The 16959-nt window shown below is 62.1% G+C and carries 21 protein-coding genes; 8 read left to right on the top strand and 13 right to left on the bottom strand.

Annotated features, from left to right (window positions below; genetic code table 11):
- Nucleotides 1-216: 216 nt before the first annotated feature.
- The 11 genes from AC1DX6_RS19630 to AC1DX6_RS19580 all read right to left on the bottom strand — a co-directional run bounded on the left by AC1DX6_RS19630 (nt 217) and on the right by AC1DX6_RS19580 (nt 11624).
- Nucleotides 217-1749 carry a Do family serine endopeptidase gene (locus AC1DX6_RS19630; protein ID WP_477316269.1) on the bottom strand — a complete coding sequence of 511 codons (1533 nt, stop codon included), beginning with the start codon at nt 1747-1749 and terminating at the stop codon, nt 217-219.
- A 131-nt stretch (nt 1750-1880) separates the two neighbouring features.
- A complete protein-coding gene (locus AC1DX6_RS19625) occupies nt 1881-2348 on the bottom strand; it encodes a cytochrome c-type biogenesis protein (RefSeq protein WP_477316268.1) in 468 nt (155 codons plus the stop codon).
- Between the two features lie 16 nt (nt 2349-2364).
- Nucleotides 2365-4020, bottom strand: a complete 1656-nt coding sequence (locus AC1DX6_RS19620; protein ID WP_477316266.1) for a hypothetical protein — start codon at nt 4018-4020, stop codon at nt 2365-2367.
- A 204-nt stretch (nt 4021-4224) separates the two neighbouring features.
- On the bottom strand, nt 4225-6207 hold the full coding sequence (locus AC1DX6_RS19615) for a heme lyase CcmF/NrfE family subunit (RefSeq protein ID WP_477316264.1): 1983 nt from the start codon (nt 6205-6207) through the stop codon (nt 4225-4227).
- A 14-nt stretch (nt 6208-6221) separates the two neighbouring features.
- Nucleotides 6222-6665: a cytochrome c maturation protein CcmE gene (gene ccmE, locus AC1DX6_RS19610; RefSeq protein ID WP_477316262.1), complete on the bottom strand. Its 444-nt coding sequence runs from the start codon at nt 6663-6665 to the stop codon at nt 6222-6224.
- A gap of 3 nt (nt 6666-6668) precedes the next feature.
- Entirely contained in the window at nt 6669-7808 is a 1140-nt protein-coding gene (gene ccmI / locus AC1DX6_RS19605; protein ID WP_477316260.1) for a c-type cytochrome biogenesis protein CcmI, read from the bottom strand.
- Between the two features lie 188 nt (nt 7809-7996).
- Nucleotides 7997-8443 carry a hypothetical protein gene (locus tag AC1DX6_RS19600; RefSeq protein WP_477316258.1) on the bottom strand — a complete coding sequence of 149 codons (447 nt, stop codon included), beginning with the start codon at nt 8441-8443 and terminating at the stop codon, nt 7997-7999.
- Nucleotides 8444-8547: 104 nt separating this feature from the next.
- Nucleotides 8548-9924: an ATP-binding protein gene (locus tag AC1DX6_RS19595; RefSeq protein WP_477316256.1), complete on the bottom strand. Its 1377-nt coding sequence runs from the start codon at nt 9922-9924 to the stop codon at nt 8548-8550.
- 46 nt (nt 9925-9970) lie between these two features.
- Nucleotides 9971-10636 (bottom strand): response regulator transcription factor, encoded by a 666-nt coding sequence (locus AC1DX6_RS19590; RefSeq protein WP_015318627.1) that lies wholly within the window; start codon nt 10634-10636, stop codon nt 9971-9973.
- A gap of 108 nt (nt 10637-10744) precedes the next feature.
- Nucleotides 10745-11044 (bottom strand): hypothetical protein, encoded by a 300-nt coding sequence (locus AC1DX6_RS19585; protein ID WP_477316254.1) that lies wholly within the window; start codon nt 11042-11044, stop codon nt 10745-10747.
- A 172-nt stretch (nt 11045-11216) separates the two neighbouring features.
- Complete coding sequence (locus tag AC1DX6_RS19580; RefSeq protein WP_477316252.1) at nt 11217-11624, bottom strand: DUF3168 domain-containing protein; 408 nt, start codon at nt 11622-11624, stop codon at nt 11217-11219.
- A gap of 232 nt (nt 11625-11856) precedes the next feature.
- Between AC1DX6_RS19580 and AC1DX6_RS19575 the strand changes: the two genes are divergently transcribed.
- From AC1DX6_RS19575 to AC1DX6_RS19565, 3 genes are all read left to right on the top strand, one after another.
- On the top strand, nt 11857-12069 hold the full coding sequence (locus tag AC1DX6_RS19575; RefSeq protein ID WP_477316250.1) for a hypothetical protein: 213 nt from the start codon (nt 11857-11859) through the stop codon (nt 12067-12069).
- Nucleotides 12070-12112: 43 nt separating this feature from the next.
- Nucleotides 12113-12304, top strand: a complete 192-nt coding sequence (locus AC1DX6_RS19570; protein ID WP_477316248.1) for a hypothetical protein — start codon at nt 12113-12115, stop codon at nt 12302-12304.
- A gap of 66 nt (nt 12305-12370) precedes the next feature.
- Nucleotides 12371-12595, top strand: a complete 225-nt coding sequence (locus tag AC1DX6_RS19565) for a DUF6500 family protein (protein WP_477316246.1) — start codon at nt 12371-12373, stop codon at nt 12593-12595.
- A gap of 59 nt (nt 12596-12654) precedes the next feature.
- Here the strand turns inward: AC1DX6_RS19565 and AC1DX6_RS19560 are convergent, their stop codons facing one another.
- On the bottom strand, nt 12655-12921 hold the full coding sequence (locus AC1DX6_RS19560) for a DUF1488 family protein (protein WP_477243788.1): 267 nt from the start codon (nt 12919-12921) through the stop codon (nt 12655-12657).
- Nucleotides 12918-13181: a hypothetical protein gene (locus AC1DX6_RS19555; RefSeq protein WP_477316244.1), complete on the bottom strand. Its 264-nt coding sequence runs from the start codon at nt 13179-13181 to the stop codon at nt 12918-12920. Before AC1DX6_RS19555 ends, AC1DX6_RS19560 begins: the two co-directional genes overlap by 4 nt.
- Nucleotides 13182-13429: 248 nt before the next feature.
- On the opposite strand from AC1DX6_RS19555, the gene AC1DX6_RS19550 reads away from it, so the two are divergent.
- The 5 genes from AC1DX6_RS19550 (at nt 13430) to AC1DX6_RS19530 (ending at nt 16899) form a co-directional block, all read left to right on the top strand.
- The gene (locus tag AC1DX6_RS19550; RefSeq protein WP_477316242.1) at nt 13430-13762 is read left to right on the top strand and encodes a co-chaperone GroES; all 333 of its coding nucleotides are present in this window, start codon (nt 13430-13432) and stop codon (nt 13760-13762) included.
- A gap of 46 nt (nt 13763-13808) precedes the next feature.
- Nucleotides 13809-15434 (top strand): chaperonin GroEL, encoded by a 1626-nt coding sequence (groL, locus tag AC1DX6_RS19545; RefSeq protein WP_477316240.1) that lies wholly within the window; start codon nt 13809-13811, stop codon nt 15432-15434.
- 141 nt (nt 15435-15575) lie between these two features.
- Nucleotides 15576-15740 (top strand): hypothetical protein, encoded by a 165-nt coding sequence (locus tag AC1DX6_RS19540; protein ID WP_477316238.1) that lies wholly within the window; start codon nt 15576-15578, stop codon nt 15738-15740.
- Nucleotides 15741-15794: 54 nt separating this feature from the next.
- Nucleotides 15795-16427, top strand: a complete 633-nt coding sequence (locus AC1DX6_RS19535) for an NAD(P)-dependent oxidoreductase (RefSeq protein WP_477316236.1) — start codon at nt 15795-15797, stop codon at nt 16425-16427.
- Between the two features lie 112 nt (nt 16428-16539).
- A complete protein-coding gene (locus AC1DX6_RS19530; RefSeq protein ID WP_477316234.1) occupies nt 16540-16899 on the top strand; it encodes an SPW repeat protein in 360 nt (119 codons plus the stop codon).
- The last annotated feature ends 60 nt before the right edge of the window (nt 16900-16959 follow it).

The raw sequence follows: 16959 nt of genomic DNA, 5'->3' as shown, positions 1-16959 counted from the left end.
CGCTACACACTTTGGGCGACATGCTTCTTTGTCGTGAGCAAAAACCGCTTCGCACTTTTGGGCGACATGCTGAGGGAATGCGGCAGCGGGCGATGGGAGGCCCGCTGCCGCCGGAGCGGAACACGATGACTGACTAACGTATTCGGGCTCCATGCTTCCCCATGCGGCGGCTCGGGGGTGTTTGAAACCGCCGCACGGGAAAAGTCGAAACGGGTATCAGCCCTTGGCGACGGGCAGCGCGACGAAGCGGTTCGAGTCGTCGTGGGTGATCTGCATCAGCACCGCCTTGCGGCCGGACTTCACCGCATCGGCCATCGCCTTGGTGACGTCCTCGGTGCCGTTCACCTCCGTCGAATTGACCGAAGTGATGATATCGCCGGGCTGGATGCCACGATCGGCGGCATCGCTGGCGGGGTCGACATCGGTCACCACCAGCCCCTTGCCGTTTTCCGACTTGGTGACGGTGAGGCCGAGATCGGCCAGCGTGTCGGCCTTGGCCGGAGCGGCCGGCTGATCGGCCGAAGCCTGCTTGTCGGTCGATGGCAGCTTGCCGAGATCGATCTTGATCGACTGGCTCTTGCCGTCACGCCACACCGTGACGTCGACCGGCTTGCCGGGCGAATAGGCGCCGATCAGGCGGGCGAGTTCCTTCGGTGAATCGACGTCCTTGCCGTCGACTTGGGTGATGACGTCGCCGGCGGTGATGCCGGCTTTCTTGCCGGGGCCGCCGTCCTGGGCGCTGGAAACCAGCGCACCCTTCTGCGACTTCAGGCCGAGCGATTCGGCGATGTCGGAGGTAACAGGCTGAATCTCGACGCCAAGCCAGCCGCGTTCGACGCTGCCGCTCTTCATCAGGTCCTGCACGACCGTCTTGGCGGTCGAAGCCGGAATGTCGAAGGCAATGCCGACGCTGCCACCCGAGGGCGAGAAGATCGCGGTGTTGATGCCGACGACCTGACCGTTGAGGTTGAAGGTCGGGCCACCGGAATTGCCGCGGTTGACCGAGGCATCGATCTGCAGGAAGTCGTCATAGGGGCCGGCGCCGATATCGCGGCCACGGGCCGAGACGATGCCGGCGGTGACGGTGCCGCCAAGGCCGAACGGATTGCCGACGGCGACGACCCAGTCGCCGACGCGAACCTTGGAATCATCGGCGAAGTCGACATAGGTGAACTTGCCGACGCCATCGACCTTGAGCACGGCGAGATCGGTGCGCGGATCGGTGCCGATCAGCTTGGCGTCAAGTTCCTTGCCGTCATTCATCACCACGGTGAAGGCCGAGCCTTCCTCGACAACGTGGTTGTTGGTGACGAGATAGCCGTCATCGGAGATGAAGAAGCCGGAGCCCTGCGCCACCGGACGGGGCTGGTCGTTGTTGCGGTCGCGATGGCTGAAGCGGCGGTTCTGGCCGTTCTGGTCGCCGAAGCCGCGGAATTGCTTGAAGAACTGGCGCAGTTGCGGATTGTCGGGCAGGTTGTTGAAGCCGTCCGGGCCATCGGATTGGTCGGAGCCGTCATCGGCCGCCGGCTCGATCTTGGCCTTGACCTTGACGCTGACGACAGCCGGCGAAACGCGCTCGACGACATCGGCGAAGCCCTGCACCTGCGGCGCCTCGACCCGCACGGCGTCGGCCAGAACGGGAGCCGTGCTGGTGGCGACGGCGCCAAAGCCAATGGCGCCGGCAATGGCCAGCGACGCGGCAGCAGCCAGGAGGCGGGTGCGGGAATATGAATTGGGGGCAATATTCATGGGTCTCGTATCCTCTTTCAAGGGATGCTCTTCGATGTGCATCCTCAGGTGAAGAGAAATAGAGAGGCGCACATTACGGCGCCATTTCCGGTGCATGAAACTTTTGTAATGTTGGCAAGCGTCGGCCGCTGTCAGTCGCGGTGCAGAATACTATCGAGCGCCGCCTGTTCCTCGATGCTCAACGCCTTCGTTGCCAGCGAGCGGCGCGAGCGCGCGGTCAGCACGATGAAGATCCCGCCGACCAGCAGCAGGACGACAGGCGTGCCCCACAGCAAGGCATTGCGCAGGCTGAAGCGCGGCTTCAGCAGCACGAACTCGCCATAGCGGGACACGATGTAGTCCATCACCTGCTGGTCGGTGTCGCCGGCGACGAGGCGCTGGCGCACCAGGATGCGCAGGTCGCGCGCGAGGTCGGCATCGGATTCGTCGATCGACTGGTTCTGGCAGACCATGCAGCGCAGGCCTTCGGACAGCAGGCGCGCCCTCGCCTCGAGCGCCGGATCGGCCAGCACTTCGTCGGGCTTCACCGCTTGGGCGGCGCCGGCAAACAGCAGCGCCAGCAGCAGGACAATCGAGGTCAATGAAAGGCGTGCGTTCATATCATGCCGGTTCTGGCTAGCTTTCCTGCTGCATTTTTTCGATTCGCTCTATAGCGCGATCTCGTTGGTCAGGCTCCGGAATCCGGGAGGCATGCACCCGCATGGCGGTCCAGAATGCATTCCACGTATCGGCTCTAACAGCAATTTCGGGATCGAACGATTTGTGAAACTTTGCAATCTGAGAGGGTGAGTGGAGACCAGCGGTTTGCGTCGCCATCAAGTAGATACCGTCAGCGTCCAATTCGGTCAATTTCGCGGTCAATGCCCGCATATCGTCGTCACGCAGATTCCAGTCCGCCTTATACAAATAGGCGACAATTCGACGCGCATTCGATTGATCATGTGAGGCCATGATGCTCGAAAACAATACGCGGCGGTATTGTTCGAACGGTGTGGAGATGTACATTGTCGCTGTCAGAAGCCCATTATACTGCCAAAGCTCCAGGCCCGCTGCATTCTGGAATTCGTCGATGGCCCGCTGCCCCAGTTCTTTGGAATCAAAGAGGAACGCGCGGCAATGACACTTCGTGGGCGTCGTCAGTATTCGAATGATCTCGCCGTTCAACAGCGCGCGCTGCTGATTGCTCAACTTGTCTGAGAATTGGCTCAGAGAGGGCAGGCGTCCACCAACGATATTGCTGTTTACATCGACGAAAATGTTGTAGGCGGCGGCCCTGATCATATTGTCATCGAGGAAATTGGCCTTGTCCAGAAGTGTGACGTTGCTCAACGCGGCACCGTAGTCGCCGGCGGATGCAAGGTCTGACGCACGCTTGGCCACTAGCGCGAAATTTTGCTCGGGCTTCGGCGGTCGGCTTGGATCGAAGCCAAAGATTGCAGCCGCCATGGCCTGCGACGTGAGGTCCAGATCGCCGTAGCTGACAAGTTCGAAAGGTCCCTGACGCGATACCCAAATGGTGGCCGCACGGTCGAACGGCCCACTATTCATCCTGAAAAATGGAAGATAGGCAGGGACACGCGCCGCGATCCTGCGCCATGTCAAAGCGTCCGTTTTCCGCTCGCCGTCGACGACAGTCGCGGTGAGTGGGCCAGGCCAACCCGGCCCCCAAAAATAACCCTTTGGGTAGAGTATTTGGAGACCATCGGGAATTTCAGAGAGAGTGGTTTCCTTCAGGCACTCCTCGGTCCTTCCCGCAGCGCGCAATAAGCCGGAGCGCTGCTTGTCCGCGTCGCCGCATTCCTGGCCCCGTGCGAGCGTTGTCTGCCGTATGGACCTGATTGGCTTGGAACGGTTGTTGTCCTCGTAAGATATCTCGACCAGTCGATCGACGACACCTTCGGTGACGAAGGTGCGACTGAATTTCAGAAAATCGTCCACGATCAGAGTTTTGATCTTCACCAATCCCTGGTCAATCGCGGGCGGTGCGATCTTTCCGGCTTCGAGACTGAGTTGTTCGCGTATGCCGATTGATGTCAGAGCCCAACCGCAGAAGAAAAAGACGGGGGCCGCGGCATAGGCAGGCCTGCCGCGAGCAGCTTGCAAGATCAGAAAAACAGCCACGCCGAGCGGCAGAGCAGCGCTGACGAACATGCCAACGCCGCCGAAAATTCCCAGCGTGAAAGCTGTAAGATATATCCCACTGTAAATGCCTATCCAGCAGGCGGCTGCCAGGAGAACGATTCCGATAGCAATTTGAGCGATCCATTTCATGTGAAACGCCTACACTGGAAATAGTTTCAGCTGCGCTAATCGGCTTGGAGCACGTTTAGGGGCATTCGCTTCAGCAGCGCTTCGAGCGTATTTTGCCGGCGCCGGCCATGACAGCCGCGACGACCTCTTGGAGCTTTGGCTATACTCACAGAAGTGCCTAAACAAGACGCGCTTCGGGCACGGCAAAGCACTCCATCGCAATCTTCAATGGCCTGCGGCTGCCTCGGCCTGCTTGCGGCGGCGCGAGGGTGCACCGACGCGCAGCCGGCGGTCCATCAGCGACATCGCGGCACCGGCCATCATCACTAGGCCGCCGCCCCAGATCAACGTCACCAGTGGCTTCCACCACAGGCGCACGACGACGGAGCCGTCGGTGCCCTCGTCGCCAAGCGACAGATAAAGCTGGCTGAACCAGATCGTTTTGATGCCGGACTCGGTCGTCGTCATCTGGCGCACGGGGTAGAAGCGCTTAGCCGAGGTGATTTCGGCCGCGCTGCTGCCGTCGGCGCCGATCAGGACGAAGCGGCCGCGATCCTCGCTGTAGTTAGGCCCTTGCGCCGGATAGAGGCCTTCGAAGCGCAGCGTGTGACCGGACAGTTCCACGGTCTCGCCGGCATGCATCGACAGGATCTTCTCGGTGCCGAAGCACAGCGTGCCGACGATGCCGAGTGTCGTCAGCCCGAGCCCGAGATGGGCGAGCGTGGTGCCGAAGACCGAGCGCGGCAGGCCGGCAAAGCGCCGCAGCATGATGCCGGGCGCGACACTGCCGAAGCCGGATTTGACGGCAAGATCGGTGAGCGCACCGCAGATCAGCCAGAAAGCAAGGCCGGCGCCAAGGGCAGCAAACACCGACGCGCCGTCGATGAACAACCCCGTCACCAGCACGGCCAGGAAGGCTGCCGCGAAAGCCGCCATCAGGCGCTGGGCGACGGCGAGAATATCACCGCGCTTCCACGCCAGCAGCGGCCCGAAGGGAACCATGACCAGAAGCGGCACCATCAGCGGGCCGAAGGTCAGGTTGAAGAACGGCGCACCGACGGAGATCTTGTCGGCAGAAAGGGCTTCGACGACCAGTGGATAGAGCGTGCCTATCAGCACGGTCGCCGCGGCCGTGGTCAGGAACAGATTGTTGAGGACCAGCGCGCCTTCGCGCGAGATCGGATGGAACAGGCCGCCGGCCGTCAGCCGCGAGGCGCGCAAGGCAAACAGCGCCAGCGAGCCGCCGATGAACAGCGTCAGGATGCAAAGGATGAAGACGCCACGCGTCGGATCGGTGGCGAAGGCATGCACCGAGGTCAGCACGCCGGAGCGCACCAGGAAGGTGCCGAGCAGCGACAGCGAGAAGGTCAGGATGGCCAGCAACAGCGTCCAGATCTTCAGCGCCGAGCGCTTTTCCATGACGATCGCCGAATGCAGCAGCGCGGTGCCCGCCAGCCACGGCATGAAGGAGGCATTCTCGACCGGATCCCAGAACCAGAAACCGCCCCAGCCAAGTTCGTAGTAGGCCCAGTAGGAGCCCATGGCGATGCCGCCGGTGAGGAACATCCAGGCGACCAAAGTCCATGGCCGTACCCAGCGCGCCCATGACGCATCGATGCGGCCCTCAATGAGGGCGGCGACCGAGAAGGAAAAGCAGATCGAGAATCCGACATAGCCGAGATAGAGCAGCGGCGGATGGATGGCGAGGCCGAGGTCCTGCAGGATCGGATTGAGATCGCGGCCCTCGATGGGCGCAGGATTGAGCCTGATGAACGGATTGGACGTGGTCAGGATGAACAGGAAGAAGGTGGCGCCGATGGCGCCCTGCACGGCCAGCACATTGGCCCGCAGGCTCGCCGGAAGATTGGCGCCGAAGACGGCGACCAGCGCGCCGAAGAAAGTCAGGATCAGCACCCAGAGCAGCATCGAGCCTTCGTGATTGCCCCAGGTGCCGGTGATCTTGTAGATAAGCGGCTGCAGCGAATGCGAGTTTTCCCATACGCTCGCCACCGAGAAGTCTGAGCTTGCATAGGCTGTCGCCAGCGCGGCGAAGGACAGCGCGGTCAGGGCAAAGCCTGATACAGCGGCCGGGCCGCCGACAGCCATCATCTTCTGGTTACCGGTGCGGGCGCCAAACAGCGGCACCAGCGTCTGCACCAACGAAAGAGCGAACGCCAGGACCAGGGCGAAGTGTCCGGTTTCAACCATTGTTGCGGCACCCGCTATTCACTCTTGCTCTCCTGCCACACGCCCTTGGCCTTGAGGCCGTCGGCCACTTCCTTGGGCATGTAGTTTTCGTCATGCTTGGCCAGCACGCTGTCGGCGACAAAGGTGCCGTCCGGGCCGAAGGCGCCTTCGGTGATGACGCCCTGCTCTTCACGGAACAAATCGGGCAGGATGCCGGTGTAGGTGACCTTGACCGATTTCTGCTTGTCGGTGACGGAAAAGGCAACGGTCGCGCCCTGGCCACGCTCGATCGTGCCCTTTTCGACGAGGCCGCCGAGCCTGATCCGCTGTCCCGGCTGCAGGCTGGCGGTGGTCAGATCGGCGGGCATGTAGAAATAGGAGGCCTTCTGCCCGAGCGCATAGAAGGTGAGACCGGTGGCGGCAGCGAGAAACGCCAGCCCACCGGCGATCACCGACAGTCGTTTCTGCTTGCGCGTCATGGTCTACTCCGTCGCCGTCACGCCGAGCGAAGCGGCAAAGGCGGTGAACTTCTTCGCTTCGTCACTGTCGGCGCCAAACACGGCGATACCGCGATTGAGCGCATCGCGCGCCTGGTCGGCCTTGCCCAGCACGACATAGGAACGAACGAGCTTCATCCATCCTTCCGCGTCGCGTGGATTTTGTTTCAGTTTCTCGTCGAGGCCGGCGACCATGGTGTTGATCATCGCCTCCCTGTCCTGCGGCGACATCGAGGAAGCGGCATCGACATCCGCAGCGTCAGGGCCCTTCGCCGGCTGTCCGGATGCCACGGCACGATTGCCGGATTCCGCCAAGGCCTGCTGCACCGCGCCGCGCCATGGGGAGTCCGGCGGCAGCATGGCGAGCATGGTTTGCCAGGCCGCTATGGCCTTGTCGGTCTGGCCTTCCTGCGCCAGCGCCATTGCCAGATAAAAAGCCGCCTTCGGATTTGCCGGATCGAGCTTCAGCGCCGCCTCGAAAGCACCTTGCGCATCGGCCGAGACGATGCCGCCGGCGGCGTTGGCGATCGCCTCGCCGAGACCGGCCTGGCGGGCGGCGCTGTCGCCGTCAAGGCGAATGGCATTGCGATAGGCCGTCACCGCGTCGGCGAACCGCTGCATGCGCAGATAGACCGGCGCCAGCACGTCCCAGCCGCGGCCATCGCTGGGGTTGGCGGCAAGGTGCGCCTCGGCACGCGCCACCAGCTCGTCCACCGAGCTGTCGGCCGGGTTTTTGGCCAGCCGCTCGCTGAGCGGTTGCGACGGCAGATCGGGCGAGCCTATCTGGCTGTAGAGACCCCAGCTGACCAGGGGAACCACCAGCACGGCAGCGGTTGCGACCAGCCGTGTCATCATTGACGGCTGCCGCGTCGCCGCCTTGTCGGCCGGGCCTATACTGTCCAGGCGAAGGATGCGGCGGGCGATTTCAGCGCGCGCCTCTTCGGCTTCCGCCGGCTGGATCAGGCCGCGCGCCGCATCGCGGTCAAGTTCGGCCAATTGGTCGCGATAGACTTCCAGATCGTGATCGCTGCTGGTCGATGCACCCTTGGCGCCGCCGGCCAGCGGCAGCAGCACCGCCAGGCTTGCGCCCAGCGTGAGGATTGCGGCTATGACCCAGAACAGCATGCTTCATCCAATAGCGGCAGCGCCCTGCCCTGCCAACACAGGCGTACTGCGACGCTTTGACGGCAGGCGCGCCGCACGTCCTTGATCGACATCAACCCGACCCGATCTCAAGCAGAGCCGGCCCGATCCTTCTTCGATGCATCTCGTTGTCCCAAAACCGCTGCGCGTTTTTGGGCGACATGCATCGATCAAGTCAGCGGCGTCCAGCTGCCATCGGCGTTACGGCAGGCGGTTCCGCGCGCGGTGGCGCCGGCGGTGCCGGTAAAAACGGTGTGCGTGTACTGTCGGCAGTCCTGCGAACCGACGCGATAAGGCTGGGCGGCGACGACTTCGCCGTAGTGGGCGGTCCGGTCGCTCTTCCACGTCACCTTCTGGCCGCTCGCCGTATATTCAAGCGCCTTGTATTCCGCCTCCAGCGCGCTGCGCTTTTCGGCGTCGCTCAAGCCTGAGCCGATCGATCCGCCGACCAGGCCGCCGGCCATGGCCGAGATGATCGTCGCCGTGACCTTGGCGCCGGACGGAGGGTTCGTAGCCGGCGGCTCGGTGACCGTGATGTCCGGGCCACCGCCCTTGCTCAACGTCCCGCAGCCGGAAACGGCAAGCAGGGCGGAAACGAGCGCGACGCGAATCTTCATGCCAACAACCAGTTTTTCTTGAGGATGAGCTGGGGGCCGCGTCATCGAGAAAGTCGACGTGGCCATAGTATTGATATTTGTCGGAAATTTGGCCGTGGCCTGTATCACTGAAGGCTCCGCAATCGAACCACCGCCTTCAATCCGCCCATGGCGGAGCGTTCCAGCGCCAGAACGCCTCCATACTCGTTGACGAGGTCGGCGACAATGGCAAGTCCCAACCCCGTCCCCGGCTTTGTCTCGTCGAGGCGCCGGCCGCGCTTCAGCGCCTCGCGCGCTTTGTCTTCGGGAATGCCCGGACCGTCATCGTCAATATCGATCTCGAACAGGTTGGCCGCGCCGTCCTTGCCGGCGACCGGCCTGACGGTAATGGCGACGGTGCTTTTTGCCCATTTCATCGCGTTTTCGAGTAGGTTGCCGAGCAATTCCTCCAGATCCTCGCGCTCGCCGGCAAAGACGATGTCGGCGGCCGGCAGCGACAGCGACAGGCTGGTCTGCGGGTTGAGCTTCTGCAGCACGCGCACCATGCGCTGGACCAGCGGAGCCACCGGCGTGCGGTAGACGACGCTGTCGCGCTGCGCTGCCACGCGGGCTCGCTGCAGATAGTGGTCGACCTGCTTCTGCATCGAGGCCGCCTGCTCGGCGATGAGCTGGCCCTTGGCGCCGCCCAGCGCCCGGCCCTCGTTGATGAGCACCGCAAGCGGTGTCTTCAGCGAATGGGCAAGGTTGCCGACCTGCGTGCGCGAGCGCTCAACGATGCGCTTGTTGTTCTCGATCAGCGCATTGGTTTCGTTGGCGAGCGGTTCGATCTCGGCCGGGAAGCGACCGTCGAGCCTTTGCGCGGTTCCTTCGCGCACCATGGCGAGCGCGTTGCGAACCCGGCGCAACGGCTGCAGGCCAAGCAGGATGGCGATCGCGTTGATGGCGATCATGCCGACGCCGAACAGCGAGAGATAGGTCAACAGCCGGCGCTGGAAGCTGGCGATCTCCTGTTCGAGCTCGCTCTGATTGCCCATGACGCGGAAGCGCGCCGCGCGGTTTTTCGAATCGAGAACGAATTCGCTCTCGAACACTTCCAGCGCCTCGCCTTTGATGCCTTCGCTGGCATAGCTGCGCTGGAAGCTGGCATTGAAAGGAACTTCGGCAATGCTTGGCGACGGAATGGTCTTGGTCATCGAGGACGAATGCAGGTCGCCATGCACGCCTTCCGAGGCCGGTTCCACCGACCAGTACCAACCTGAATTGGGTTCCGAGAAGCGGAGATCGCCAAGGTCGGGGGCGCCGGTCAGCTGGCCGCCTTCGGAGACACCGACGGAGCCGATCAGGTTGAACAGATGCGCCGAAAGCAGGCTGTCAAAACCACGCTCGCTGGCCTGACGATAGAGCGTGGTGATGAGGGTGAAGATGACGACAAGCGTCAGGATCGCCCAGATCGTGGAAAAGGCGATGACGCGAAACGCCAGCGAACGCGGCCAGAACCGCACTGAAAGCGCTTTTGAGGCGGCCAGCTTTGTAGGAAGAGGTTCCGCCTTACGCCTCCGGCTCGCGCATGCGATAGCCCATGCCACGCACGGTTTCGATCATGTCGATGCCCATCTTCTTGCGAAGCCGGCCGACAAAAACCTCGATGGTGTTGGAATCGCGGTCGAAATCCTGATCGTAGAGATGCTCGACCAGCTCGGTGCGTGAGACCACCTCGCCCATATGGTGCATCAGATAGGCGAGCAGGCGGAACTCGTGCGAGGTCAGTTTCAGCGGCACGCCGTTGACGTCGGCCTTGGAAGCCTTGGTGTCGAGGCGCAGAGGCCCGCAGGTCAATTCCGACGAGGCATGGCCGGCGGCACGCCGGATCAGCGCCCTGACCCTGGCCAGAACCTCTTCGATATGGAACGGCTTGGTGACGTAGTCGTCGGCGCCGGCGTCGATGCCGGATACCTTGTCGCTCCAGCGGTCGCGCGCCGTCAGGATCAGCACCGGCATCTTGCGGCCGCCGCGGCGCCAGCGCTCGACCACGCTGATGCCATCCATCTGCGGCAAGCCGATGTCGAGCACGACGGCGTCATAGGGCTCGGTGTCGCCGAGGAAATGGCCTTCCTCGCCGTCAAAGGCGCGGTCGACGACATAGCCGGCGTCGACCAGCGCATCCGATATCTGCCGGTTGAGATCCTTGTCATCTTCGACGACGAGTACGCGCATGCGGGGATCGATACCTGTTGAAGAGTTGGCCTGTTGAAGCGTTTGGGCTCAGATATAGGCCGATTCCGGCGGCCTGGGAAACGGAGGCCTGTAGGATGGAAGATCGGGTCAGTTCTGCGGAACGATGATTTCGGAACGGCGCGGACGCTGACCGTCCTTGCCCGGGACAAGCACAACGATGACGCAGACCGGCTGACCACCGCGCGTCGACTGCGACGCCTTGGCCAGCGTGCCACCGTTCTGCTCAGCAACCTGCTGGCCGATCGCGTAGCAGTCGGACGCGGCCAATACGATCGGCTGGACCTGAGCGGGCACGGCGACCGGCATCGCGGTCGCCTGCGACGCAAACAGTCCGGCCGCGCAGAGCGCCAGTGTCGCGGTTCGGAAATGGGAGCGAAGCGTTGTCATGGTCAGCGTTGTAACGCATCGGTGCTGAACGTGAAATGAACGGTGAAGGCCACTGAAAACATGCCCGCCACACCCCTGCAATGCGAGACATTCAACCTGAGATTTCACCGCCCAACCCGGTGAAGCCGGCGAAAGTCCAGTCTAGACCCCGTTTCACCGATATTGAAAGCGCTCAGGCGTCTTCCCGCGTGATGGCGCGAAAGCGTAGCAGCCCATGATGGACGGCCAGGTCCTCGTCATAACGGGCCTCGGCGAATTCCAGCGACAACCGCGTCTGGCCACGCGGGCCGATGACCAGCACCGCGTCGGCGAGGCGTGCCTTGATGCGGTCCATGATGGCAAGCGTCTCAGCTTCGCCATGGGCCTTTGACCAGACATGCAATGTCACCAGATGATCGGCGTTGCTATCGGCGCCAGTGTCCCAATCAAAAGCGCTGGTCAGGCCGCAGGTCACGTAGGGAAAGGCGACGTTGTCGGTTGCCTGCTCGAGCAGGCCGGCGCCGGCCAGCAGCGCCGACAGCGGCGCATCGCTTTTCAACCTCTGGAACAAGGCCTGCTGCAAATCGCCGGGCGCCGTCATTTTTCGTTCCCCTCGCCCTTCGCCGTTGAGCAGGCCGTGCACCCGTCAACGCGTTCTGCTTCCAGCCTAACCGCGCTGAGGTTCCGGCGCCAGATCACCCGGAGCCCATGTGTCGTCCTTGGCGGCAGCGGTGCCCTGTACGGCCAAGCTGGTTTTTATTTGTATGCAAGCCGTTTGAAAAACGGTGCTATGACGACGCTCGGTCTTCTCCAAAATAGTCGAGGTCATTTTCGTGCGCGAGCCATCGGTGCTGCCTGTCTTCGGAAGGCTTGGGGTCAAGGCGCCGGTGGTGATTGCGGCGCCGACCGCGTCGAAGCGACTGAAGAAGACGATGACCAGCCTGCGGGCGGTCCTGTCTGCACATGGCGGCCTGGTTTTGAAGCTGTCCGTGGTGGTCTGGACGGTCGTTGTGCTGGCGGCCGTGTTCTTCATTACCAAGGCCTGACGCCAGCGACATCGGTCGTATATGGCAATCAAAGGACGCCAGAATGGCAAACCGCTACGCAATGCGCATGGAGCAGCCTGGCAGCTGGACCATTTTCGATATTTTCACCGGCCAGCCCGTCGAACTCAAGCACCAGGTGATGGTCGGCATGGACATGCGCGATGCCGAGGCGATGGTCGATCGACTGAACAGCCGAGACGTCAAGCGGCGGGCGAAGGCGGATCGCGGGACCTGATCACAACCGGGCGGATTGCCATCCGGGGCGCGCGTCGGCCGAATGTTTTACAGATAGGGGATTGCCGTGAGACCGAGCCTGAAACAGAAGGTCCTGGAAGTCTGCGACCGCAAGATCTCGGAGAAAGGCGCCGGGGTCGGCCTGTCGTTCTATGCGTTCTTTGCAAACAGGAACGACGATCCCGAACTTCTCATGGAAGCTGCGGAATGGTGGATCAGAACCCACCGGCTCGACCATTTTGAAAGGGCCGTGAAGATACGGGCCATGGTCGAGGAGATGGACGCCGGCTGATCCTAGATTTTATGCACGTCGTTATCCCAAAACCGCTGCGCAGTTTTGGGCGACGGGCATCAGCCGAAATCAGCAGCGGTCAGCACATACATGCTCCTGCGGGTGCGGGCATAGGCGTTCCGGGCAATGTCATGGATGGAGCTCGACGCGGTGTCGAAGGCCGCCAGATAGGTGGCCTCGGAGGTCGCCGTCCCCGATGGCGCCTTCGAGATGGCGTCGGCGGTGACAGAGAAGGAAATCTGGAACATGCCGTCATGGCCGACGAAACGGATACGCTTGCCCGCCTCGTCATAGCTACGGCTTCGATTGGGAAATGTAAGACTCATGATATTGCTCCCTTTGGCGCGGCGTCGGCTTTCTTGACGGCCGCACGCTTCTTCTTCGGCGTCGGGTTCAAGGCTTCCGCCACCCGGTCCGCCTCTTCCTTGGCCAGCCGCAATTCGCGCAGCCTGGCCGTCTTGATGACGCGAAGCTTGGCTTCGGTCATATACTCGGCGGTCGCCTTGTTGCGCTCGGCGGTTTTCTTCTGCTTGTCGACGAAGCGTGCCTCAGCTTTTTCCATGATGCTTTGAGCGACTTCGGCCATAGATGAAATCTCCTTTTTGAAGCGAGAATGTGAAAATGCGTTTCCCTGTTAAAATAGGCACTCGCAAGCGAAATTTCAATTTTCGGATTATTTTGCGATCTTCGAATTCCCGGAATTGAACCGGTCGAATAATACTATCCAATATTTCTATCATCCCGCGATTAATTTTTGGCACTCCTATCTATCGAGTGCCAACGGGCCTATATGGAGGTAGCGGCCGCCTATGCCGGCCCCAGAAAGAAGTTCCCATGAAATTTCGGCCACTCCACGACCGCGTTGTCATCAGGCGCGCGGAAAGCGACACCAAATCCAAGGGCGGCATCATCATCCCCGACAATGCCAAGGAAAAGCCGCAGGAAGGCGAAGTGATCGCCGTTGGGCCGGGCGCGCGCGACGAAAGCGGCGCGCTGATTGCGCTCGACGTCAAGGTCGGCGATTTCATCCTGTTCGGCAAATGGTCCGGCACCGAGGTCAAGCTCGATGGCGAGGACCTTCTGATCATGAAGGAAGCCGACATCATGGGCATCATCGACAAGAGCGAGACCATCGACAAGACCGTGGCGACCAAGAAAGCCGCCTGACGCTGTCCATGCCTTGCTGCTCTCCAAACGAACTGGATGAAAAATCATGTCTGCCAAGGAAATCAAATTCTCCACCGATGCCCGTGACCGCATGTTGCGCGGCGTCGAAATCCTCAACAATGCCGTCAAGGTGACGCTCGGCCCCAAGGGCCGCAACGTCATCATCGACAAGGCCTATGGCGCGCCGCGCATCACCAAGGACGGCGTCACCGTCGCCAAGGAAATCGAGCTTGCCGACAAGTTCGAGAACATGGGCGCCCAGATGGTGCGTGAAGTGGCCTCGAAGACCAACGACCTCGCCGGTGACGGCACCACCACCGCCACGGTGCTGGCCGCTTCGATCCTGCGCGAAGGCGCAAAATTCGTTGCCGCCGGCATGAACCCGATGGACCTCAAGCGCGGCATCGACCTTGCCGTGACCGCCGTGGTCAAGGAAATCCAGGCGCGGGCCAAGAAGGTCAAGTCGTCGGCCGAGATCGCGCAGGTCGGCACCATCGCCGCCAATGGCGACGCCACCGTCGGCGCCATGATCGCCAAGGCGATGGACAAGGTCGGCAATGACGGCGTCATCACCGTCGAGGAAGCCAAGACGGCCGACACCGAACTCGACGTCGTCGAGGGCATGCAGTTCGACCGTGGCTATCTCTCGCCCTATTTCGTCACCAATGCCGAGAAGATGCGCGTCGAACTGGAGGATCCTTACGTCCTCATCCACGAAAAGAAGCTCGGCAATCTGCAGGCACTGCTGCCGATCCTCGAAGCGGTCGTGCAAAGCGGCAAGCCGCTGCTGATCATCTCCGAGGACGTCGAAGGCGAAGCGCTGGCGACTTTGGTCGTCAACAAGCTGCGCGGCGGCCTCAAGGTCGCGGCCGTCAAGGCGCCAGGCTTCGGCGATCGCCGCAAGGCGATGCTGGAAGACATCGCCGTGCTCACCGCCGGCCAGATGATTTCCGAGGATCTCGGCATCAAGCTGGAAAACATCACCATCGACATGCTCGGCCGGACCAAGCGCGTGCTGATCGAGAAGGACACCACGACGATCATCGACGGCGCCGGCCCGAAGGCGACGATCCAGGCGCGCGTCTCGCAGATCAAGGGCCAGATCGAGGAGACAACCTCCGACTATGACAAGGAAAAGCTGCAGGAGCGTCTGGCCAAACTGTCGGGTGGCGTTGCCGTCATCCGCGTCGGCGGCGCCACCGAGTCGGAAGTCAAGGAAAAGAAGGACCGTATCGACGATGCGCTGAACGCCACGCGTGCGGCGGTTGAAGAAGGCATCGTTCCCGGCGGCGGTGTCGCCCTGCTACGCGCCAAATCGGTGCTCAACGGGCTGACCGGCGCCAATGCCGATGTCAATGCCGGCATCTCGATCGTGCTGCGGGCACTCGAAGCGCCGATCCGTCAGATCGCCGAGAATTCCGGTGTCGAAGGCTCGATCGTCGTCGGCAAGCTCTCCGACAGCAAGGATCACAATCAGGGCTTTGATGCCCAGAACGAGATCTATGTCGACATGATCAAGGCCGGCATCGTCGATCCGGCAAAGGTTGTGCGCACCGCATTGCAGGACGCCGGCTCGATCGCGGCGCTGTTGATCACAGCGGAAGCCATGATCACCGACATCCCGGCCAAGGATGCCGCGGCTTCGGCCGGCGGCGGCATGGGCGGTTACTGACCGGCGCCTGAAGTGCCCGCCCGGCAAAGCCGGACGGGCCAAACCAGAACAACGGCCGTCGGGGGCACTTCCCCGGCGCGCCAAGGATTTCCACCAGTCAGGAAGACTTCCATCAGTCAGCAACGACAGGGAGATCGACACATGATTACCTTCGTACCAAAGCCAAATGGCGTTCCGGCGACCAAGCCAGCCGAGGAAAACCGCTTCGACCGCATCCGCAGGATTGCCGCCGACAAGCACAGACAGACCGATACCGGCACGATACGCCGCGACCCGCAGAAGGCCGGCGACAAGCGCCCGATGTGATGCGCGCCACGTCCCTCAGAGGGGGCGTAGCGGGCTGTCCCAGGGGAGAGGATGATGAAACTACTCATCTTTGGCGCCTCGGGTGCGACGGGGCGCCTCGTCGTCTCGGCTGCTCTGGCAAAAGGCCATGCGGTGACCGCCTTCGTTCGCACCCCGAGCAAGCTTGCCGTAAGCCATGAAAACCTGAGGGTGATTGTCGGAGATGTCGCCGATCAACAGGCAGTGGAGCGCTCCGTTGCCGGGCATGAAGCGGTTTTCACCTGTCTCGGGGTCGGAGTGCCGCTGAAACACGACCCGGCCGTGGTTGCCGGCATCGGCTTCATCGTCGATGCCATGCAGCGGACCGGCCCTGCCCGGCTCATCTATCTTTCGTTCCTTGGCGTGCGCGACAGCCGGCGGCAATTGGGACCGCTGCTCGGCGGTGTCATCGTACCGCTTGTGCTGCGTCGTGAAGTGGCCGACCACGAGGCAAAGGAAAAGCTTATCGTCCAATCCAGTCTCGACTGGACCATCGTGCGGCCGCCCAAGCTCACAAACGGTGCGGCAACCGGTGAATTCCGCCACGGCAATGGTGTTCGGGCGACGTCCCTGCTGCCTACATTGGCGCGTGCCGATGTGGCGGCCTTCATGCTCGGCCAGCTCGACGACACCACCTATTCGCGCAAGGCGGTTGCCATCCTGCACTGACCCTCCCATCGCAGGTCCTTGAAGGCCATTTGAAGCGTAATTATATCAATGACTAAGCGTGCGGTGCACGCGAAACGTAGTGGTTTGGTCAAGCTTCTCTAAGGAGGTTGTCATGGCCAATAAACTCATGGAAGGAAAACGTGGCCAGGATCTGATCAATCTGATCCTTGCCGTTTGCCTGTTCATCTCACCCTGGATAATCGGCTTCGCTGCTGAAACCGCTCCCGCATACAACGCCTGGGTTGTCGGCGTTGTGCTCGGTGCGCTGGCAGTCGCGACTCTCTCCGTATTCGCCGAGTGGGAAGAGTGGGTGAATCTTGTTCTCGGACTTTGGCTGATCGTTTCACCCTGGCTGCTGGGGTTCATGGCCAACGCTGACGCGATGGCGACGCATGTGATCCTCGGCGTGCTGGTGGTTGTCGCATCGGCTTGGGCCGTCTGGGACGTTCGTCACCCGCACGCGCATGCGTGATCGGTGACGACAAAGGAGGGGCCCGGCGCGTGAGCGGCGGGCTCCGCTGATCGCTGAGAG

The sequence above is a fragment of the Mesorhizobium sp. P2_C4 genome, assembly GCF_056404575.1.
Note: the sequence above shows the minus strand (reverse complement) of the source record. Positions and strands in the feature narration are given on the sequence as shown.